This window comes from Granulicatella sp. 20925_1_28 (assembly GCF_041433575.1).
GTDB lineage: Bacteria > Bacillota > Bacilli > Lactobacillales > Aerococcaceae > Granulicatella.
Map to the genome: position 1 here is coordinate 63023 of NZ_JAPWBS010000005.1, position 17306 is coordinate 80328.

General features: G+C 38.8%; 18 protein-coding genes and 1 riboswitch. Of the genes, 2 read left to right on the plus strand and 16 right to left on the minus strand.

What is annotated here, in order from left to right; translation table 11 throughout:
- Positions 1–18 precede the first annotated feature (18 nt).
- The 10 genes from pgsA to O3793_RS04245 all read right to left on the minus strand — a co-directional run bounded on the left by pgsA (position 19) and on the right by O3793_RS04245 (position 6117).
- Positions 19–612 (minus strand): CDP-diacylglycerol--glycerol-3-phosphate 3-phosphatidyltransferase, encoded by a 594-nt coding sequence (gene pgsA / locus O3793_RS04200; RefSeq protein ID WP_371445875.1) that lies wholly within the window; start codon positions 610–612, stop codon positions 19–21.
- A gap of 10 nt (positions 613–622) precedes the next feature.
- Positions 623–1462, minus strand: a complete 840-nt coding sequence (locus tag O3793_RS04205) for a helix-turn-helix domain-containing protein (RefSeq protein ID WP_371445877.1) — start codon at positions 1460–1462, stop codon at positions 623–625.
- Between the two features lie 90 nt (positions 1463–1552).
- Entirely contained in the window at positions 1553–1903 is a 351-nt protein-coding gene (locus O3793_RS04210) for a hypothetical protein (RefSeq protein ID WP_371445879.1), read from the minus strand.
- The gene (locus tag O3793_RS04215; RefSeq protein ID WP_371445881.1) at positions 1890–2402 is read right to left on the minus strand and encodes a hypothetical protein; all 513 of its coding nucleotides are present in this window, start codon (positions 2400–2402) and stop codon (positions 1890–1892) included. Before O3793_RS04215 ends, O3793_RS04210 begins: the two co-directional genes overlap by 14 nt.
- Positions 2362–2727, minus strand: a complete 366-nt coding sequence (locus O3793_RS04220; RefSeq protein WP_371445883.1) for a Tfp pilus assembly protein FimT/FimU — start codon at positions 2725–2727, stop codon at positions 2362–2364. The genes O3793_RS04215 and O3793_RS04220 overlap by 41 nt, the downstream gene beginning before the upstream one ends.
- Positions 2705–3133, minus strand: coding sequence for a competence type IV pilus minor pilin ComGD (gene comGD, locus O3793_RS04225; protein ID WP_371445884.1), 429 nt, complete (start codon positions 3131–3133; stop codon positions 2705–2707). The genes O3793_RS04220 and comGD overlap by 23 nt, the downstream gene beginning before the upstream one ends.
- A 2-nt stretch (positions 3134–3135) precedes the next feature.
- Positions 3136–3432: a competence type IV pilus major pilin ComGC gene (gene comGC / locus O3793_RS04230; protein WP_371445886.1), complete on the minus strand. Its 297-nt coding sequence runs from the start codon at positions 3430–3432 to the stop codon at positions 3136–3138.
- A 1-nt stretch (position 3433) separates the two neighbouring features.
- On the minus strand, positions 3434–4504 hold the full coding sequence (gene comGB / locus O3793_RS04235; RefSeq protein WP_371445888.1) for a competence type IV pilus assembly protein ComGB: 1071 nt from the start codon (positions 4502–4504) through the stop codon (positions 3434–3436).
- Positions 4452–5522, minus strand: coding sequence for a competence type IV pilus ATPase ComGA (gene comGA, locus O3793_RS04240; protein WP_371445890.1), 1071 nt, complete (start codon positions 5520–5522; stop codon positions 4452–4454). Before comGA ends, comGB begins: the two co-directional genes overlap by 53 nt.
- Before the next feature lie 112 nt (positions 5523–5634).
- Entirely contained in the window at positions 5635–6117 is a 483-nt protein-coding gene (locus O3793_RS04245) for a VanZ family protein (RefSeq protein ID WP_048712647.1), read from the minus strand.
- Positions 6118–6288: 171 nt separating this feature from the next.
- On the opposite strand from O3793_RS04245, the gene O3793_RS04250 reads away from it, so the two are divergent.
- Positions 6289–7749 (plus strand): hypothetical protein, encoded by a 1461-nt coding sequence (locus O3793_RS04250; protein ID WP_371445892.1) that lies wholly within the window; start codon positions 6289–6291, stop codon positions 7747–7749.
- 109 nt (positions 7750–7858) lie between these two features.
- Here the strand turns inward: O3793_RS04250 and O3793_RS04255 are convergent, their stop codons facing one another.
- The 3 genes from O3793_RS04255 to mgtA form a co-directional block, all read right to left on the minus strand.
- Positions 7859–8419 carry an N-acetyltransferase family protein gene (locus O3793_RS04255; protein WP_371445894.1) on the minus strand — a complete coding sequence of 187 codons (561 nt, stop codon included), beginning with the start codon at positions 8417–8419 and terminating at the stop codon, positions 7859–7861.
- A complete protein-coding gene (locus tag O3793_RS04260) occupies positions 8412–8840 on the minus strand; it encodes an OsmC family protein (protein ID WP_371445895.1) in 429 nt (142 codons plus the stop codon). Before O3793_RS04260 ends, O3793_RS04255 begins: the two co-directional genes overlap by 8 nt.
- 92 nt (positions 8841–8932) lie before the next feature.
- On the minus strand, positions 8933–11635 hold the full coding sequence (mgtA, locus tag O3793_RS04265; protein WP_371445943.1) for a magnesium-translocating P-type ATPase: 2703 nt from the start codon (positions 11633–11635) through the stop codon (positions 8933–8935).
- 143 nt (positions 11636–11778) lie between these two features.
- Positions 11779–11934: riboswitch (M-box (ykoK) riboswitch) on the minus strand.
- Between the two features lie 112 nt (positions 11935–12046).
- Here mgtA and O3793_RS04270 point away from each other — a divergent pair.
- Complete coding sequence (locus O3793_RS04270; RefSeq protein WP_371445897.1) at positions 12047–12685, plus strand: DUF6287 domain-containing protein; 639 nt, start codon at positions 12047–12049, stop codon at positions 12683–12685.
- Positions 12686–12769: 84 nt separating this feature from the next.
- On the opposite strand, the gene O3793_RS04275 is transcribed toward O3793_RS04270, so the two are convergent.
- From O3793_RS04275 to O3793_RS04285, 3 genes are all read right to left on the minus strand, one after another.
- On the minus strand, positions 12770–14983 hold the full coding sequence (locus O3793_RS04275) for a TIM-barrel domain-containing protein (protein ID WP_371445899.1): 2214 nt from the start codon (positions 14981–14983) through the stop codon (positions 12770–12772).
- Positions 14970–15623 carry a DUF624 domain-containing protein gene (locus O3793_RS04280; RefSeq protein ID WP_371445901.1) on the minus strand — a complete coding sequence of 218 codons (654 nt, stop codon included), beginning with the start codon at positions 15621–15623 and terminating at the stop codon, positions 14970–14972. The genes O3793_RS04275 and O3793_RS04280 overlap by 14 nt, the downstream gene beginning before the upstream one ends.
- Positions 15624–15736: 113 nt before the next feature.
- Positions 15737–17299, minus strand: coding sequence for a sugar ABC transporter substrate-binding protein (locus O3793_RS04285; protein WP_371445903.1), 1563 nt, complete (start codon positions 17297–17299; stop codon positions 15737–15739).
- Positions 17300–17306: the final 7 nt, after the last annotated feature.

The window sequence follows — 17306 nt, forward strand, 5'->3', positions numbered from 1 at the left end:
TGTTTCAGGCTTCGTTTGTTATTCTGTTTTAGTAAATGAATCCGCAAATACATGTCGATTCTTTACAAAATAATCCAAACCTGAATAGATTGTAAATACTAAACAACTATAAAGTAAGATTTGTCCGATTGGAATTCCAATGGCCTTAAAGAACAAATCATCTGTTAATAGGAAAATAATTGCCAACATTTGAGTAGCGGTTTTTACTTTCCCGGGCCAAGCAGCTGCCATGACTTCGCCATCTGTCACCAGTAATAGTCTAAGTCCTGTTACTGCTAATTCACGACAAACAATGATACTCACAACCCAAGCAGGAGCTAAGTTAAATGACACGAGCATAATGAATGCGGTCATCACTAGCATTTTATCTGCTAAAGGATCAGCGAACTTCCCAAAGTTTGTCACTAATTTGTATTTGCGTGCTAAATATCCATCAAGATAATCTGTAAAACTAGCTACTGCGAAAATAATCATCGCCAAAAAGTGAACTACACTGATTTGAGAGCCTACAAGACTCATCACACCGAGCGCTTCACTTGGCAAACACATGAGGATGATAAACACCGGAATCATGAAAATTCGCAATACGGTTAATTTATTTGGTAAATTCATCGCAATTCTCCTATTGAATCGTGATATAAATACGTGTTGCTGTTGAACCTTCAGGAATTGTTAGTTCAACACCACCAACTGTAATCGTACCTAATGGAGTATATCCAAAGTCCATACGAATCGTTGTTGTTCCTTCTGGAATTGAACCAGTCACTGTTTGATTTGTAGCGGGAACTCCGTCTGCCACCACTTTACCATCCGCTGAAATTTGTGCCCATAAAGCATTTCTTGCTTCATTAAGTACTTTCACATCTAATGGGAATTTACTTACATTCGCAATATAGTACAATGCATTTCCGTTCGCATATGAATAAGTAACGCTTGTCACTTCTGGAGCTGCAGTTGTCGTTGTAGCAACAGTCGTTTCTGCTGCAACAGCTGTTTGTGTTGTAGCTTGAGTCGTTACAGGATTATTGCGTTGTGCACGGTTGCTAAACACGGCTTGTCCGATTGCAAAAATAATCGCTACGATGAACATTCCCAATAAGATTGTTGGGAAGTAATTTTTTAAAGTTGCTGATACTGAAGACCATTTACTCTTATTCTTATTTAAACGTGTACGATTACTTGAAGAAGTCGTATAAGTTGCCTGCGGAGTTGTCTTCACAACAGCTTGTGGAATTTCAGACGCATGCTCTTCTAATAAAGCCACTCCATCTAATCCAACTGTGTCAGCAATTTGTTTGATGAACGCGCGTGTATAAAACGCACCTGGCATCAAGTCGAAGTCATTATCTTCAATTGCGATTAAATAACGTTTTTGAATTTTTGTAATTTGTTGCAAGTCATCAAGAGTGTAGCCTTTTAATTGCCTTGCACTTTTTAAAATTTCTCCGATTGTTTGTGTCATTATTTCACCATCTTTTCATTTTCTCATTGAAAAGTATACCATATCTTGAAAATGAAAAAAACAAAAAGAAGTCGCTATGTAGTGTTTAGCCTATTTTACAAACTGAATATATAGTGTATCTTCCTTCGAATGACCATTTGGAAGGTGCGCCTTTAGGGTAAATTGATGTGCTTTCTCATTCCACTCTACGCTCACCGTGCCACTAGAAAATTGAATAATATCCGGAAAAATCATCTCGTCCCCATTAAAAGACAGCTTTTGCCGCACTGTCTGACTCGCCATCTCTAGCAATATATCCATTCGATACCCATCTTCCAGAAGGCGATATTCAAGAGTGTTGTGGGCATGAATTTTGAGTAGTGCGATAATAAGGAAACTGGCAATGGCAAGTAACGCCAGAAACTGAAATAGTAGCGTGCCTTTTCTTTTAGGGTTTGTCATTTTTCTTTTCCTTTACTTCTTTCACCTTGACATAAATGGCTCGATTCTTTGGCGCAAAATTTAAGCGAAAAGCACTTCCTTGGTTGAGCGTTGTCGAAATCAGTAACCTGCTTCCGTTTCTTTTTATGGAAAGACTCCGAATGCCATACAGAAACGGTTGGTGTCCTCCACTTCCTCCTGCTCCTTTAAAAATCTTTCCGCCATCTTTCCAACTAGAAACGAGCGTAATCACCTCTGTTTTCTCCGATACGGTATTTGTAAAATGAGCTGTATAAGGATCGTAGCCGTTAAACGATGTCAGTTTAAATCCTGCGTAATTAAAATTCATTTGTTGAACGGCCACATGCCATTTAATATCGTCAGGAACATTGAGATGGTCCTTTATTTTTAGAAACGCTGTAGAAAGTCCCATAAACGCTACTAAACTGATGGAAATGATAACGAGCGCCATTAGATGTTCAACGAGGATAAATCCGGACTTTTTTCTCGGTAATCGCATTGATTTGAAACACCTCCTCATGCTCTCCGCAAGAGACCATTACGACTGTTGGAGAGGACGTTGTATTTACTTTTTCAAATGTCACCTTTTTCATCTTTTTGAAGTCTTCATTTGGAAATTTTTCAACGCTAGCAGGATAAGTCGCACTGGCTTGTAGATCCATTAACTGCGTAGCTGCAGCATCCAAAAAGCAGCCTTTGAGTTGCTGTCGGTGATACAGTTGTCCCATCATAAAGCTGATTAAGGATACAATAACGGTCAAAACCATCAGTCCGATTAATGCTTCAAGCAATACATAGCCTCTACTTTTCGGTAATTTCAACATGATACTTTGCCTCCCCTAATTGAAAAACATAAGTGTACCTACGATTTTGCCCATCAAACGTCACGGACGAGAACTGGCTAACATTCCCACTATAGGGCTTAAAACCATACGTTTGAACAGAATAACTCCTCATCGTATCTGGAAAGCGAATCTTCTTATCCAATTCTCTAGCTCCATGACAATTTAATTCCACGATGCCACCTGAGACCGTTACGAATGAACCTTGTCCCGTTGAAATTGCTGTAATCTGCGCCGTATCCATTGCTTGTTCAAACTCTCTTAGAAAAACTTCTTCCTTCCAATTCACATAGGAGCGACTAATCAAAGGCGGAGTCAGTATGAGTAAGAAGCAAGCAATGGCAAGGGCTATTAAGCATTCAACAAGTGTAAATGCTCTCTTTTTCATAATTATTGTTGTTCAGTTTTATTCTTACGATTTTCAAATGCTTTCTTTTGCTCTGCGGTTATATAATGACTATCCATTAGTTTTTGCGGATCCGGAACGTCATTAGTTTTATTATCTAACATATAAGCTTGTTGCTGAGTCTTTATCACATTTACAATCGCTTCATCTGATTGTTTTTGTGCTGATTCTCTTTGTTGCGCGATATTTGGAATAATGAGCAGCATCATCAAGCCAATAATAAAGAGGCACACGAGTAATTCGATTAACGTGAAGCCTTTTTTCTTTGTTTTCATTTTCATTTTAATTTCCTCCAATCATCGTTAGTGTCGGTAGTAATAAGATGAGATACATGGAAACGATGAGGAACCCAATCCCCATAAGTAGCAACGGTTGAATCCACTTGATTTTCTTTTCGATGACTTGGGTAAATTCATCGAGCATTTGGTCGGCATATACTTGCAGTTGCACGTCTAGTTGCCTTGTCTTTTCACCTTCTAACACAAGCCAGATAAACTCCTGACGGAACAACTTCATCTTCTCAAGCGCCGTAGAAAAGGACTCTCCTTGAATCAGTTGTTCTTCTAGTTTCTGCGCAATCATCTTTGAGAGTGCGCTCGTTCCTTCCTTCTTTAGTTCGGACACCATCGACAATAATGACTGTCCATTTCCTAGAAAATACGAGAATTCTCGTGCATACAAAAACGTTACGTATTGCTGCGCACTCTTTCCAATAACGGGAAGCGAAATCAACATGCGAAACTGATCGTAGCTGTTCTTTCGCTTCCAATACAAATGAACACTAAGTCCTAGAATTAATAGCACTATTAGGAATCCCAGCGCCAGTTGTGGTAAGTTCTGAAACCCAAGCCATATCCAATACAGGAAGCCAGACTGCTTGAGTTGGTCTTCTTGCACCATACTAGAGAGTTGGTCCAGTAACAGCATTCGAATACAGAGCACCATTCCGATCACAAAAGTAAATAGAAACGCAGGATACATCATCATCTGCTGCATTTTCTTTTGTTGCTTTTGCTTGCGAGAGAGAAACTCCCCAATCGATGCACAGGCCTTCTCGAAGCTACCAAACTGCATGGATAAATAAATTTGCGAAGTATTCGTTTCAGAGTACCCGACCCGTTTCAAGCACTCATCGAAACGCCGTCCCTCTCCAAGCGTTCCTCTCATTTGTTCGAGGTCTTTCTTTTGCGCATCGAATAGGTATTCTAAAAACTTCAACGCCTCATCCAAGCTAAATCCTTCCTGGAGTAAATGAGCAAGCTGAATCAGGAACCGACTTTGAACCGGCCCTTTCCACTTTTTAGATAATTTGATAGGTTTCGTAAGTTTTGTCCGTAATGTATCCCAATGCATAAGCCTTCCTCAATACCTTATTAAAAGGATGTACTCTTTCTTCGTCTGTTCCGAATTGCTTCGTTTTAAAGAAATGCGACAACTTTTCATGCGTTTCGATTTCAAAAATCGTTCCTCGCTTTTCTCCATTTGTTAAATGATTACAATGAAGTTCACATTCCTTACCACATAGTCCACAATACCGAGGGAGTAGGCGTTGTGAACAAATTGCGATAATAGTTTGCTCGAGCATCGTTTTACTAACCCCAAGTTCTAAGAGCCTTGCTACCACTCCATTACAGTCTTTTGCGTGAACAGTTGCTAGAATCAAGTGCCCCGTTAAAGCTGCACGAATCGCCATCTTTGCCGTCATTTCGTCTCGGATTTCGCCGATTAGTAAAATATCAGGATGATGACGCAGGCAACTCTTTATGAGTAATTCATACGTAATTCCAGCCTTCTCGTTAATCTCTGTCTGTAAAAACATCGGCTCATGATACTCCACTGGGTCTTCCATCGTAATCACTTGAAGCGTCTTTTCTTTCATACGGGCCCTAAGCAAAGCATACATCGTACTCGTCTTCCCAGAACTGACTGGTCCGGAAAATAAAATTAAGCCACTCTTATAGCGTAGGAACTGTTGCAACAGCGCCCAGTCCTTTTGAAAATAAGTCATCGAACGAATCGACGCCTTTTCCTTCTTCGACCGATGCAAGAGCCTGATAACCATAGATTCCTTCTGCTTAAAATTCGTAATCACTGATAATCTCAGTTCAATCATCTGTTCCTTTGAAATCTCAAAAGTTAAGGAACCACTCTGCGGTCTTCGTCTCTCTCCTACATCCATTCCAGCTTGATACTTTAAATACGAAATAAATTGCAAGGCCACTTCGTCTGAAATCTTTCGCAACTCTTTTAACCCATTGACATCTCTTAAATAAAATACATACTCCTCTCCAACCGGTAATAAATGAATATCATCTAATTGGTGCTTGATGGCTTGCGTGAACACTTCCGTTGCTAATTCATTCATTTCCATCGTTCTTCCCCCACTCTTTGACTAGTCATAAAGAACTACGATAAAAAATAAAAAGGAGTCTTTTGGACAACAAAAAAACGCTGAAGAAAATCTCTTCAACGTTTTAAGGTTATTATCTTATTTTTTTCAAGGTTCCTAGTCCTACACCGACTGCGGCACCAACGGCATCCACAAAGACATCTTGGATGAGCGGTGTACGTCCTGGAGTCACTCCTTGGTGGAATTCATCAGTCATCGCATACAACACTGCAATAAAGAACGCCAAGAACTGCGGCCATCCTTTTTTACGAACGTGAACACTTAACCCTCTCGTCCATTGATATCCGATAAAGAAGTAGGCTAAGAAATGAGCGGCTTTACGAATGAAAAATTCGATGAACTGCGCATATCCTAAAGAAGGAATACTGATGGTTTGTCCTGCATATTCAAATTTAATTTTAGATAAAATCTCTGAAAAAGGTTGCATTGGAAGTCCTTTTTGAATCGTCGACACCAGTGACTGATCCTTGTAAGACATACTTGAGCTAATAAAGATTAGTACCATGACTGCAATCGCCAGTGTAATCGCAATGGTTGCTTTTGTTTTTCTAGACACGAAACCTCTCCTTCCTTGTTAACTTTCTTTATTATGGTCAACTCTACAAGTTTAGTCAAGCGTCTTTCCTATTTCTTAAATTCCATAAAAAATAGATAAAAATGTATATTGACGTCATTTTATGAAAGCGTTACAATTAAAGAAAATAATACCTTTTGGGAGGGTATCAAAATGGAACGCTACACTCAAGATTTAAGCTTATTGGTGAAACAAATTCAGCTGCTTGAGGAACAACAGCAGCAACAGAATTACTACAATAATCTCTTCTGCCAGGATCCAAATCCGTACAACAAGTCTTTTGAAGAGATTATCGAGTACTTACTCGGCACAACCGAGTCCACTTTCTTAATGCACCACTTTGAAGATTTTCCACAAGCCCTGTCTTATGACCAGCAGAAACAATTCCAGAAGCTACGACATTATTATTTGCGTCATCAAAACGCTCTGCACTGTTTCAACAAACCTTTTTCCGAAGAATGCCACACGCTCACTTCTCTATGGATTAAAGGAATGCGCGGTGATAGCATCATCGACCTCTTCCCTCATCTCGATAGCCTACGAGATTATTTCCACTTACATTACCAGAAACTCCTCGACCAAACTACCGTCTCCTACAAAGACGTTTTAGCTTTCTCGTTTGGCCCACAAATTACAGAGTTCTATTACACGCTCATCAAAGAGAGTAAAGATTCTTTCTTGCGGCTTTATAACGATTACCTAGAGTCATTCCCGCAGACTTATATTCCTGTGCATTATTTACATTTATCAAAAGAAGAAACGCTACTCGTTTTAGAGGAGCTGATTACTCTTGCGTCTTCCGTTTTGCCAAAACAAGACTTCTACATTAACTTTGGTCCAAATCCATTTCCTAGTCATTTCCATAATGAACATACAACTTACTTAAACTTGGGTGTATTCACTGATTTTATGACTGCGCTGCATCAATGCTTAAAGCAACTTGGCAAAGTCTTTCTTCAGGAATACACCCATTCGTTTGTAATGATGCAAAAATCCGATTTCGAACTGCTTCATCTACATCATTCTATTTTAGAATTTTGTACACTTCTACCGATTTTATCTCAAACGATTTCCAAAGCCATTATTAAAACCATTTATCCGGATAGAATATCTGATGAAAAGTTTGTAAATCAAATCCAGGAGGAACTGCTATATCACTATTTTAGAACGAATAAGTTAAACACCAGTATCGAAAGCCATCAGCCTTTGCAAGAAATTCTCAAATGCTACATCGAAATGGAAATTGAGGAAGACTGGTTCAATGGTGACTTCCCTTCCATTGAACTCTCGCACGAGTGGAATGTTCGCTCTAACGAGTGCTTGCATAAAGTTCCTTCAACTCATATGGATGGGTTATTACGTCATATTCACTGGACTAAAGGCGAACTTGGGAATGCCTTTGGTAAATTACTAGGCCTCTTCTCCATCTTCTGCAGCGGCTTACCAAAAGAACCGTATGACCATCCATTCTCCGAATTTCTCGAACACTTCTCTTCTGACCAGCTACTCAGATGGCATCCAACTTATGAACTAATTGAACACTTGCGGATGAATCCTGAATCAACGAAATGTTGTTGGGTATTCTTTAAGCAAAAGCTGAATGAATTTAAATAAGTCAAAATTATCATATATGATAATTATCTTTTATGAACATTACCATATTTGGTAATGTCAAAATAAAAAAAGACCCTATCAACAAATTTTGCTGATGGGGTCTTGCTTTTTATAATTTGGTAAACCGATCTGGGCGTTTTGTAGGAATCGTTGTAGCTCCGTGTTTTTGAAGCCATACAATATCGTACCAACGGTTGAATTTGCAGCCACATTTTTTGAAGTGTCCGCATTCTTCAAAACCTAAATATTTATGGTAGTTTACACTATTCATTGTTAAGTACTCATCTTCCACTTCTGGAACGGCTACGCAGGCATAGATGTTTTGGTACCCTAACTCTAGTAATTTTTCTTCTAAAGCGGCATATAACAGTTTACCATAGCCTTTTCTTTGATGATTCAAGCTAATATAAATACTAACTTCGCAAGACCAGTCAAAGGCGGCACGTGCTGAGAATCGTCCAGCATACGCATATCCGACGACTTCTCCGTCCTCTTCTAACACCAGATACGGAAAGTTCTCTAATGTGTTCTGGATACGTCCTTCAAACTCTTCCACGCTAGGTACCACTTCTTCAAAGGTGATGGCAGTCGTTTCTACATAAGGGGCATAGATGGCTTGAATAGCTGTTGCATCTTCCACTGTTGCTACTCTTAACAATACATTACTCATTGGCTGTTGAAAGTTCCACGGGATGAACTGTAACTCCTTTTAATAATTTATGAACGGGACATTGACGTTCTGCTGCTTCTAGAATTTCGCGGGCTAATGCTTCACTTCTTCCTGGCATCGCAACAAAAACGGATGGATGGAATAGGTAGCCTTCTCCCTCTGAATCCAATGTCAAATCAATCTTCACTTCTACCTTGCTCTTATGCTCTAATTTCATGCGTTTTTCTACAAATTCAATCGACGCATTTAAACAAGTGGCATAGGCTAAGGCAAATAATTGTTCTGGGTTCGTCCCAGCTTCTGCACTTCTTGGCGATGAAATTTGTGTGCTAAAGTCTTTGTCTCCATTTCCTTTAGTGTACGCTACACCTGTTAGCCCGTCTTCGTTAACGGCTGTTGTTGTATATAAAATTTTCTCCATGCTCTCACCTCATGCAAGTTTCTTCTTGTAGAATAGCACATTCCTAAAAACAAAAGCTATCCTAACAAACTGTTAAGATAGCTCTTTTTGCATTATAACCATTCATTATATTTTTTAATATACGCTTTTTTAACTATCGTTACTAAGAACATATATCCTGCGATAATAAGAATTAATGCGAGGAAGTATAGTCCATTTAGCGGTGCTAGTTTTAATGGTCCTGCTAGTGGTGTGTATGGAAGAACCGTTACAACAAATAAAGCAAATAAAGATGTCACTAGCAATGAGAATGCTGGTTTTGATTGTACGAATGGTAATTTTGGTGAACGTAACATATAAATCACCATTGTTTGAGACCACATAGATTCAATGAACCAACCTGTTTGGAAGACCATCAAGAAGAATGCTGGATTCGAAGACGTCGCATAACTGCTTCCAGTAATCATTGGTGCAATTCCAAAGAACATAATCGCAAATGTGATAATGTCAAAGATGGAACTCGTTGGTCCAAACCAAGCCATGAATCGTGTGATGGAACTAGCTGTCCATGCGCGTGGTTGTTTTAAGAAATCTGCGTCAACATTATCAAACGGTAATGCCACACAGCTTAAATCATAGATTAAGTTCAATACGATTAAGTGCACTGGAGCCATTGGTAGGAATGGTAGGAAAATACTTGCGAATAATACTGAGAAGATATTCCCGAAGTTTGATGAAACAGTCATCTTAATGTATTTTGTCATATTCGCATAGACTTTACGCCCTTCAATCAATCCTTTTTCAAGAACGAGTAAGTCCTTATCTAAAAGAACAACATCTGCGACTTCTTTGGCAATATCCACGGCACTGTCCACAGAAATTCCAACGTCGGCTACTTTTAGGGATGGCGCATCATTGATACCGTCGCCCATGTAACCAATCTTGTGTCCTTTTGCTTTTAGTAAATGAATAATGCGTGCCTTTTGTTCTGGAGATAGTTTTGCAAAAATGGTTGTTTCTTCAGCTACTGCTGCTAATTCTTCATCGCTCATATCTTCAATTTCTGTACCAAGTAAAACTTTATCTACTGGTAGCCCTACTTTTTCACAGACCGTTAGCGTTACTTTTTCATTGTCACCAGTAAGAATCTTCGTCGTTACCCCATGTTCTTTCAACGCTTGAATCGCTGGAGCTGCAGAAGGTTTTGGTGGGTCAAGGAAGGCTAAATAACCCATTAGAATCATATTCGATTCATCTTCAACCGTGAAGGCATGGTGAGTATCTTGATATTTCTTTTGGCTCACGCCAAGAACGCGAAGCCCTTGTTCATTTAAGCCACTCACTGCTTCTAGGATTGATTCGCGAATTTCATCCGTAATTGGGTGAACCACATCTCCGTCTTTTACATGAGTAGAGATGCTAAGCATTTCTTCGAGTGCTCCTTTTGTTACGAGCACTGCTTCATCGTCTTCTTGCACAATAACGCTCATACGACGACGTTCGAAGTCAAATGGCAACTCATCAATCTTTTGGTAGCGTGTTGCTAAATTTTGTAAATCTTCGTGTTCGTCGGCTTCTTTTTCCGTACGTGTAATGATAGCACGGTCTAATAAGTTTTTAAGTCCTGTTTGGAAGTAGCTGTTTAAATAAGCAATTTTTAATACTCCCATATCCAAATTGGCATGGATATCTAATGGATATTCAAGAATAATTTCATCTTGTGTTAATGTACCTGTTTTATCTGTACAAAGAATATCGATGGCCCCTAAATCTTGAATTGCGTTTAATTTTTTAATAATCACTTTTTCTTTAGCCATGATAACAGCCCCTTTTGCAAGGCTTGCTGTAATAATCATTGGCAACATTTCTGGAGTTAATCCCACAGCCACACTTAAGGCAAATACCCCTGCTTCTAACCAGTCACCGTCTGTTAATCCATTAATCAAGAATACAACTGGCACTAATACAAGCATTAAACGAATCAATAGCCATGAGATTTTATTCATTTCTTTCTCGAAACTCGTTTGTTCTTCAAAAGTATTGAGTGTTTTTTCAATACGACCAATCATCGTATCATTACCTGTTACTAAAATAACTGCTAAAGCACTACCACTGACAACGTTTGAGCCCATAAATACAAAGCGTTCGCTCTCAAGTGCTTGTTTTTTCTTTTCATCTTCATCTGGAACCCAGATTGATTTTTTCTCAACAGATTCACTTTCACCAGTCAAACTGGATTGTTGAATAAAGAAGTCACGTGTTTCTAATAATAATGCGTCTGCTGGTAACATATCTCCAGCACTTAATTTAATAATATCTCCAACTACTAAATCTTCAATCGGAACTTCCATCTGTTCGCCGTCTCGAATAACCGTTGCTGTATTGACGATTAGACTAGATAAGTTACTAGCCGCCTTGTCACTCTTCATTTCCTGAACAAATCGAATCGTTCCTGATACAGCTACGAGTACCACGATAATGATAGAAGTAGTAGGGTCGGCTTCACCAGGTTTTGCAAGAATCACATTCGTGAATAATGAGATTACCGCAATCACTAATAGAATTACCGTAAATGGATTGATAATAGACTCATAAATCTTTTTCCAAATTGGATCTTCTTTAGCCTTTGTAATTTTGTTTTCTCCATATGTTTCACGGAGTGTTTCTACTTGTTCTTCATTTAATCCTTTTACAGATGTGCCTAACGCTTCTAGAACATCTGCCATTGGCTTCATCAATGCTAAGTCGATTCTTTCTTTTGCTGTTTTCATAGTCTTCACCTCGTTTTTAATATAGGCGAAGCTCCGGGTGATCATCACACTCTTCCCTTCGCTCATTGATTTGTTTCGTTTGACTCTCCGGTCCTGGCATATGATCACCCTCTTTCTATCAATTTCTGGCAAATGAAAAAGCACCTTGTCATAGCTTAAACGCGACAAGATGCTTACCTAATAAACAATTCTCATTTTTTCGTTCAAGCTTTAACATCATGGAGCGATGAAATGACATTAGTCTCTGCCTTCACGACAGAGGCTGCTAACCAACGCATAGTGTCTCCACTATTTTGCGGTAGTCATCCGTATCTCCATGGTAGTCTCACCTACCGATACCTTATATTCAGCTTACACCTAAATGATGATAATGTCAAAGTATTAGCTATTTTTGAATTTTTTCTACATAAAGACTTCATTTAGTAGTATAATAAACGTGTAAAAGGAGGAATCCCTATGAAAAAATCAATTTCTTTGATTTTAGTCGCATTGGTTTTAGCTGGCTGTTCATTTTTCCAAAAGAAACAAGATACAACCACTCAAGCACAAACGACGACTACTCAAAGTACAACAACGACGAAACAAACAACAACAAGTACAACTGAAGCTCCAACGACTATCGTTGCCACAACTGCTGAAACGCAACATGCAACAGTTCCAGTTCCAAAGACAGTGTCTACTGAAAAAGTCGCAGTTCCAGCCGAAGCTCCTGCTCCTTCATCAATGGATATCCAAGCAATGAAACAAGGGGACTTCCGAAGCGTAGCAGGAACATGGAGAAACTCTGCAGGATGGGAATTCCATATCGATAAAGATGGAAACATTACTTCTGGAGGTAAAACATTCAAAGTCGGTATTACCGAACAACAATTCCAAGAAGGACTTCTGAACTGGATTATGGTTCCAGAAGGCAATGAAAATGCATTTGTGGGTGGTGCAGTCTTCTCATTCATTCCTAAAAATGTAGAACTCACTTATGGTGTCATGTCTGGTGACAAAGACCAATCTGACATCTCTAAAGACCGTATTTATGGTACTCAAACCGTAACAGATGGTAAAACAATCAAAGCAATGATGTACTATAAAGTCGATTAACAGATAAAGCACTGTAGTTAATTACAGTGCTTTCATTTGTATAAAAAATAACGGATACCTCCTATTGGAAGTATCCGTTTTTAGTTACGGTTCACTAATGAATAAAATTTCTAGCAATCGTCCTCTTAATTCATCGTCTTCATGATGTAAGATGTTCATAATTTCATTCGCATTTTTAGCACCCACTAATCGACGATATAAGAAATCTTTTGTTACATATGGAAGATTCGCATTCTTGAGTACTTGGAAGAACGCTTCATTGCGGTTGACCGTTTGTTTTTCGCCAACAGTAAATTCAACAGTTGCGTTGTTATTTTCCAATTCAACCACAACTGCATGGCTTCCTTGGACATGAACGCGGTGGATTCGGTTTTCTGGAAGGATTCCAGTTTCCCCTTCGACAGATAACTGAATCGCTCCTAACTTCCAATCAACAGATAATGTCGTTACACAACAAGCTCCATCTAAGTCTTCCACCATTTCGAATGAATGATGAGTTCCTGGGAAAACATACCAGTCGATGACTTCAGGTAAATCCACACCCATTTTCACACCAGAACCATCGAGTGGCACAATTGCTCCTTCTTTAGCAAATACAGGAATCGATTCGATATCTCGATAAATATCAAGAACGACATCTCCTGTGTACTCTCTTCCAGTGAAGAAGTCGTACCATTTTCCTTCAGGGAACCATACTTGAACTTTTGCAGATTGGTAATCCTTGTTCATCGGTTCTGTGATTGGAGCGACCATTAACTCGCTACCGAAGAAGTATTGATTTGGCACATGGTAACTTTCTTCATTTTCTGGATAGAAGTAATACATCGGACTCACAAGAGGTGCCCCCTCTTCGTGCGTTGCCACATTCATCGTGTAAAGATATGGAAGCAATTGATGTCTTAGACGTAAATAATGCTTCATGATTTCTGCTGTATTCTTCGTAAAGAACCAAGGCTCCTTACTATTGAATGGACTTTGCGAACTATGAAGTCGTGTAATTGGACTAAATACGCCATATTGTAACCAGCGAATTTGTAATTCTTCATCATAATAACCGCGCATATGTCCACCAATATCATGACTCCACCAGCTATAGCCAATATTAGAAGCTGTCGATGTAAAATAAGGTTGGAATTGAAGAGATTCCCAAGTCACAATGGTGTCTCCAGAAAATCCAACTGGATAACGATGGCTTCCTGGTCCTGCATAACGAGACAAGATTAATCCGCCATCTTCTCTCTTACAATTATCGACAAAATGATAGTGGTTCAATAGCCACAATGGATCTTGCACCCCTTGCGTTCCTTGTTGCCAATCAATCCACCAGAAATCAACGCCTTGTTCTTCTAATGGATAATGCACATCTTTAAAGTAAGATTCTCTAAAGCGTGGATCTGCAATATCAAAAATTGCAGGTTCTTCGCTTGCTGCATCTAACCCTAAACGTTTGGCTACTGCTGGGTAAGCATCCTCATAGGCTCGAATACCATCGGCTGGATGGACATTCAGAGAAAGTTTTAATTTCTTATCATGCAGTTTCTTCAATAATTTTTCTGGTTCGGGAATGAGTTCTCGGTTCCAAGAATAGCCTGTCCACCCACTACCAAAGCGTTCGGGAATTTTCGTGATATGCCAATCCATATCTAACACGCCCACCGCAAGTGGAACTTGTTCATCTTCAAAACGTTCAACGAGACTTAAATACTCATCAGCAGTATACGCCCAATAACGGCTCCACCAGTTTCCTAAGGCATATCGAGGTAATAATGGAGTTGCGCCTGTTAGATGATAAAAGTCTCTTATGGCCCCTCTATAGTCATGGCCATAAGCAAAGAAGTAAATGTCCACTTCACTATCTTTTTTGATAAAGCCTTCTTTTTCGTCACTAATAAATCCATTCGAATCATCTAAAACGGCATAACCACTCTTACTAATAATCCCGTCTTCGAGTTCTGTTTCTCCGTCCGCTTGATCAAGGGTACGAGTCGTTCCTTTTAAGGTTTCGATTGGTTCACCAAAGTACCATCGGCTTCCGTAAATAGCGAATTGACCCTTTAACTCAATAAATAGATTTTGATTATTGAATTCGCCTTTGTTATAGCGCAAACGGAAGAACTTCGTATTAATATCTAATAGCTCTGGTGTTTCTGATGCTTCTAACTCTACTTCACCAAAGTCTCTGTTTTGGATTAATTGCGTATGTCTATCTTCGAACTGTCCATTTTTTGAATATTCTAAACGAATGAGTTTATCCGTTAGAACGCTGATACGATAAAAATCTCCTTTAAAAATTTTCATCTTGCGTACCTCCATTGCTTAATTTATATGCCTTCTCAAACATTTTACTCGTTACTTTTACATTTAACAATGCCCAGAGCGCAAAGCCACCAAAAGTGAAAACGTAAATCGCCGTCAATAATCGCTCTGGCGTATTCACACTCATGAACACCACTGCGCAGTTAAATAGAATCAATAGAATTGCACGTAACGGATCTAAAATACAAACGAAAAAGCTATTGATGACACTGGCTTTTAAACTATTTTCAAATAATCCAACATACGGTAAAAGGATAACAACTCCCAGTATCGCAAGCATTCCAAATGGCGCAAGAAGTAACAATCCATATCCATTCAAGAAGTTTGTATTCGAAAAAATACTGTAGTTCAAAAATAATAGAACCGAAAGCACCACAAGAGAAACCCAAATGACAGTGGCTTGCTTAAAGTTGGATTTAAAAATACGAAAATAATGATAGACAACATCGCTATCATCGCCCTTTAAAATCCGATGCAACATCGTATTGAGAGCAGTCACAGAAGCCCCCATTGTCACAAGAGGAATGCTCGAAATGATAAATAATGTATTTAATAGAATCACGTTGGTGATGAGCGTTAGTCCTCTAACGAGTGGCCCATCAAGTCGAAATAGTTTTTGCAATGAAATCACCGTACCTATATGAGAAAAAGGAAGCGAGAAAGATTTTTCTTCATCTCGCTCCCTCTACTCATTGTATTTTAAACGTTTCAGTTAGGGTATTTGTTAAAATGTGATTATTTAACTTCTTTTTGATAACGGTCATATGCGTCTTGTTGAATCTTGATGAATTCATCCAATCCCATATTTTTAAGGTTTGCTAAGTAAGAATCCCATTCTTCTTCAATTCCGCCATCAACTACCCATTTAGAAGCTTGTTGTTTTACATAAGAATCGATACTTACGTAAATTGAAGCTAATTTGCTTAGTTCTTCTTGAGAATAGATTACATTAGGGTAAGCTGGTAAAGCAAATTGTTTTAATTCTTGGTCCATCTTCAATTTCAAACCATCACCTTGAGTTTGGTCAATTTCTACGCGGCTGTTGATGTTTTCGCTCACGTATTTAGGTCCGAAGTCACGTAGAGAGTGAATCCAAGCATATTCATCGGCAGATTTACCATCTTTTGGAGGTAATACTTTATATTTGTCGCCATCTTTTTCTGTAGCAATTCCAAATGAACCATAGAAGTTTTGGATACTTGCATCATCAGTATAGAATTTGTCGAACCATTGTAATAATTTAGCAGGGTTCTTCGCTTTAGTAGTGATTAATAACTCGTTACGTCCATAGTTATAGTGATCTGGGTCAGAAGCAACATAGCCTTTTCCGTCAGGACCTTTTAATGCTGGTAAAGCAACATATTCGCTAGCATGTAATCCAAATGTAGCATCGGCAGTCCAACCACTTGAAACACCTACTCTAGATACTGATTTGTCCATACGTTTTGCAGCACTCATTGATGAATCTTCAGTGTAAAGTTCAGGATCAATTAAGCCTTTCTTGTATGCGTCATGCATTGCTGCAATCCCTTGTTTGTAGCTTTCTTCTGTACGAAGATATACAGGTTTACCATCTTTAACAGACATTTCATAAGTGTTATCTGCACCTAAACGGTTGTTAAATGGAAGGATGTAAGAGAATGTTGGGTCAAAGTTACCTGATCCAAATGGAATTTCGTCTGTTGGATCCCCGTTTCCGTTTGCATCTTTATCTTTGAATTCTTGTAGTACTTTTACTAATTCTTCATAAGTTTGAGGCACTTTCAATCCTAGATTATCGAGCCATTTTTTATTGATGAATAATTGGTTCCCTACTGTTGGACGCATTGGTAATTTCTTAGGAAGACTGTAAATGTGTCCGTCAGGAGATGTAATCATCGCTTTTAATTTTGGTTCTTGTTCCATTGCCTTTGTAAGGTTTGGCATGTTTTCTTTAATTAAATCTTCTAGAGGAATAAATAAAGATTGGTTTTGCGCAATTTCAGCGTCATTAAATGCGTTTGATCCTAAGAAGGCATCTGGTAGGTCTCCGCTGGCAACTAATACAGATTTTTTGTCTGTCCAGTCTGAAGCTACTAAAGTATCCCAGCTAATTTCAATGCCTGCTTCTTTAGCAGAATCATCGATAAATCCTTTATGGTACTCTTCGCCCCAGTCCGACCATCGAACCGTTGTGATTTTGAAATTTGTTTGATCTGACTTTTCGTCAGTTGACTTAGTTGTTGAATTTGAGCAAGCTGCTAGTCCAGTAAGTGTAGCTGCTGCCAAAAACAAATATTTCATTTTGTTGATTTTCATAATATCT

Coding starts and splice junctions, on each gene's coding strand:
- O3793_RS04215 (WP_371445881.1), bottom strand. CDS start 2,402: ATGCGATTACCGAGAAAAAAGTCCGGATTTATCCTCGTTGAACATCTA.
- O3793_RS04210 (WP_371445879.1), bottom strand. CDS start 1,903: ATGACAAACCCTAAAAGAAAAGGCACGCTACTATTTCAGTTTCTGGCG.
- mgtA (WP_371445943.1), bottom strand. CDS start 11,635: ATGATCACCCGGAGCTTCGCCTATATTAAAAACGAGGTGAAGACTATG.
- O3793_RS04275 (WP_371445899.1), bottom strand. CDS start 14,983: ATGAAAATTTTTAAAGGAGATTTTTATCGTATCAGCGTTCTAACGGAT.
- O3793_RS04255 (WP_371445894.1), bottom strand. CDS start 8,419: ATGAGTAATGTATTGTTAAGAGTAGCAACAGTGGAAGATGCAACAGCT.
- O3793_RS04220 (WP_371445883.1), bottom strand. CDS start 2,727: ATGTTGAAATTACCGAAAAGTAGAGGCTATGTATTGCTTGAAGCATTA.
- comGC (WP_371445886.1), bottom strand. CDS start 3,432: ATGAAAATGAAAACAAAGAAAAAAGGCTTCACGTTAATCGAATTACTC.
- comGA (WP_371445890.1), bottom strand. CDS start 5,522: ATGGAAATGAATGAATTAGCAACGGAAGTGTTCACGCAAGCCATCAAG.
- pgsA (WP_371445875.1), bottom strand. CDS start 612: ATGAATTTACCAAATAAATTAACCGTATTGCGAATTTTCATGATTCCG.
- comGB (WP_371445888.1), bottom strand. CDS start 4,504: ATGCATTGGGATACATTACGGACAAAACTTACGAAACCTATCAAATTA.
- comGD (WP_371445884.1), bottom strand. CDS start 3,133: ATGAAAAAGAGAGCATTTACACTTGTTGAATGCTTAATAGCCCTTGCC.
- O3793_RS04270 (WP_371445897.1), top strand. CDS start 12,047: ATGAAAAAATCAATTTCTTTGATTTTAGTCGCATTGGTTTTAGCTGGC.
- O3793_RS04285 (WP_371445903.1), bottom strand. CDS start 17,299: ATGAAAATCAACAAAATGAAATATTTGTTTTTGGCAGCAGCTACACTT.
- O3793_RS04250 (WP_371445892.1), top strand. CDS start 6,289: ATGGAACGCTACACTCAAGATTTAAGCTTATTGGTGAAACAAATTCAG.
- O3793_RS04260 (WP_371445895.1), bottom strand. CDS start 8,840: ATGGAGAAAATTTTATATACAACAACAGCCGTTAACGAAGACGGGCTA.
- O3793_RS04205 (WP_371445877.1), bottom strand. CDS start 1,462: ATGACACAAACAATCGGAGAAATTTTAAAAAGTGCAAGGCAATTAAAA.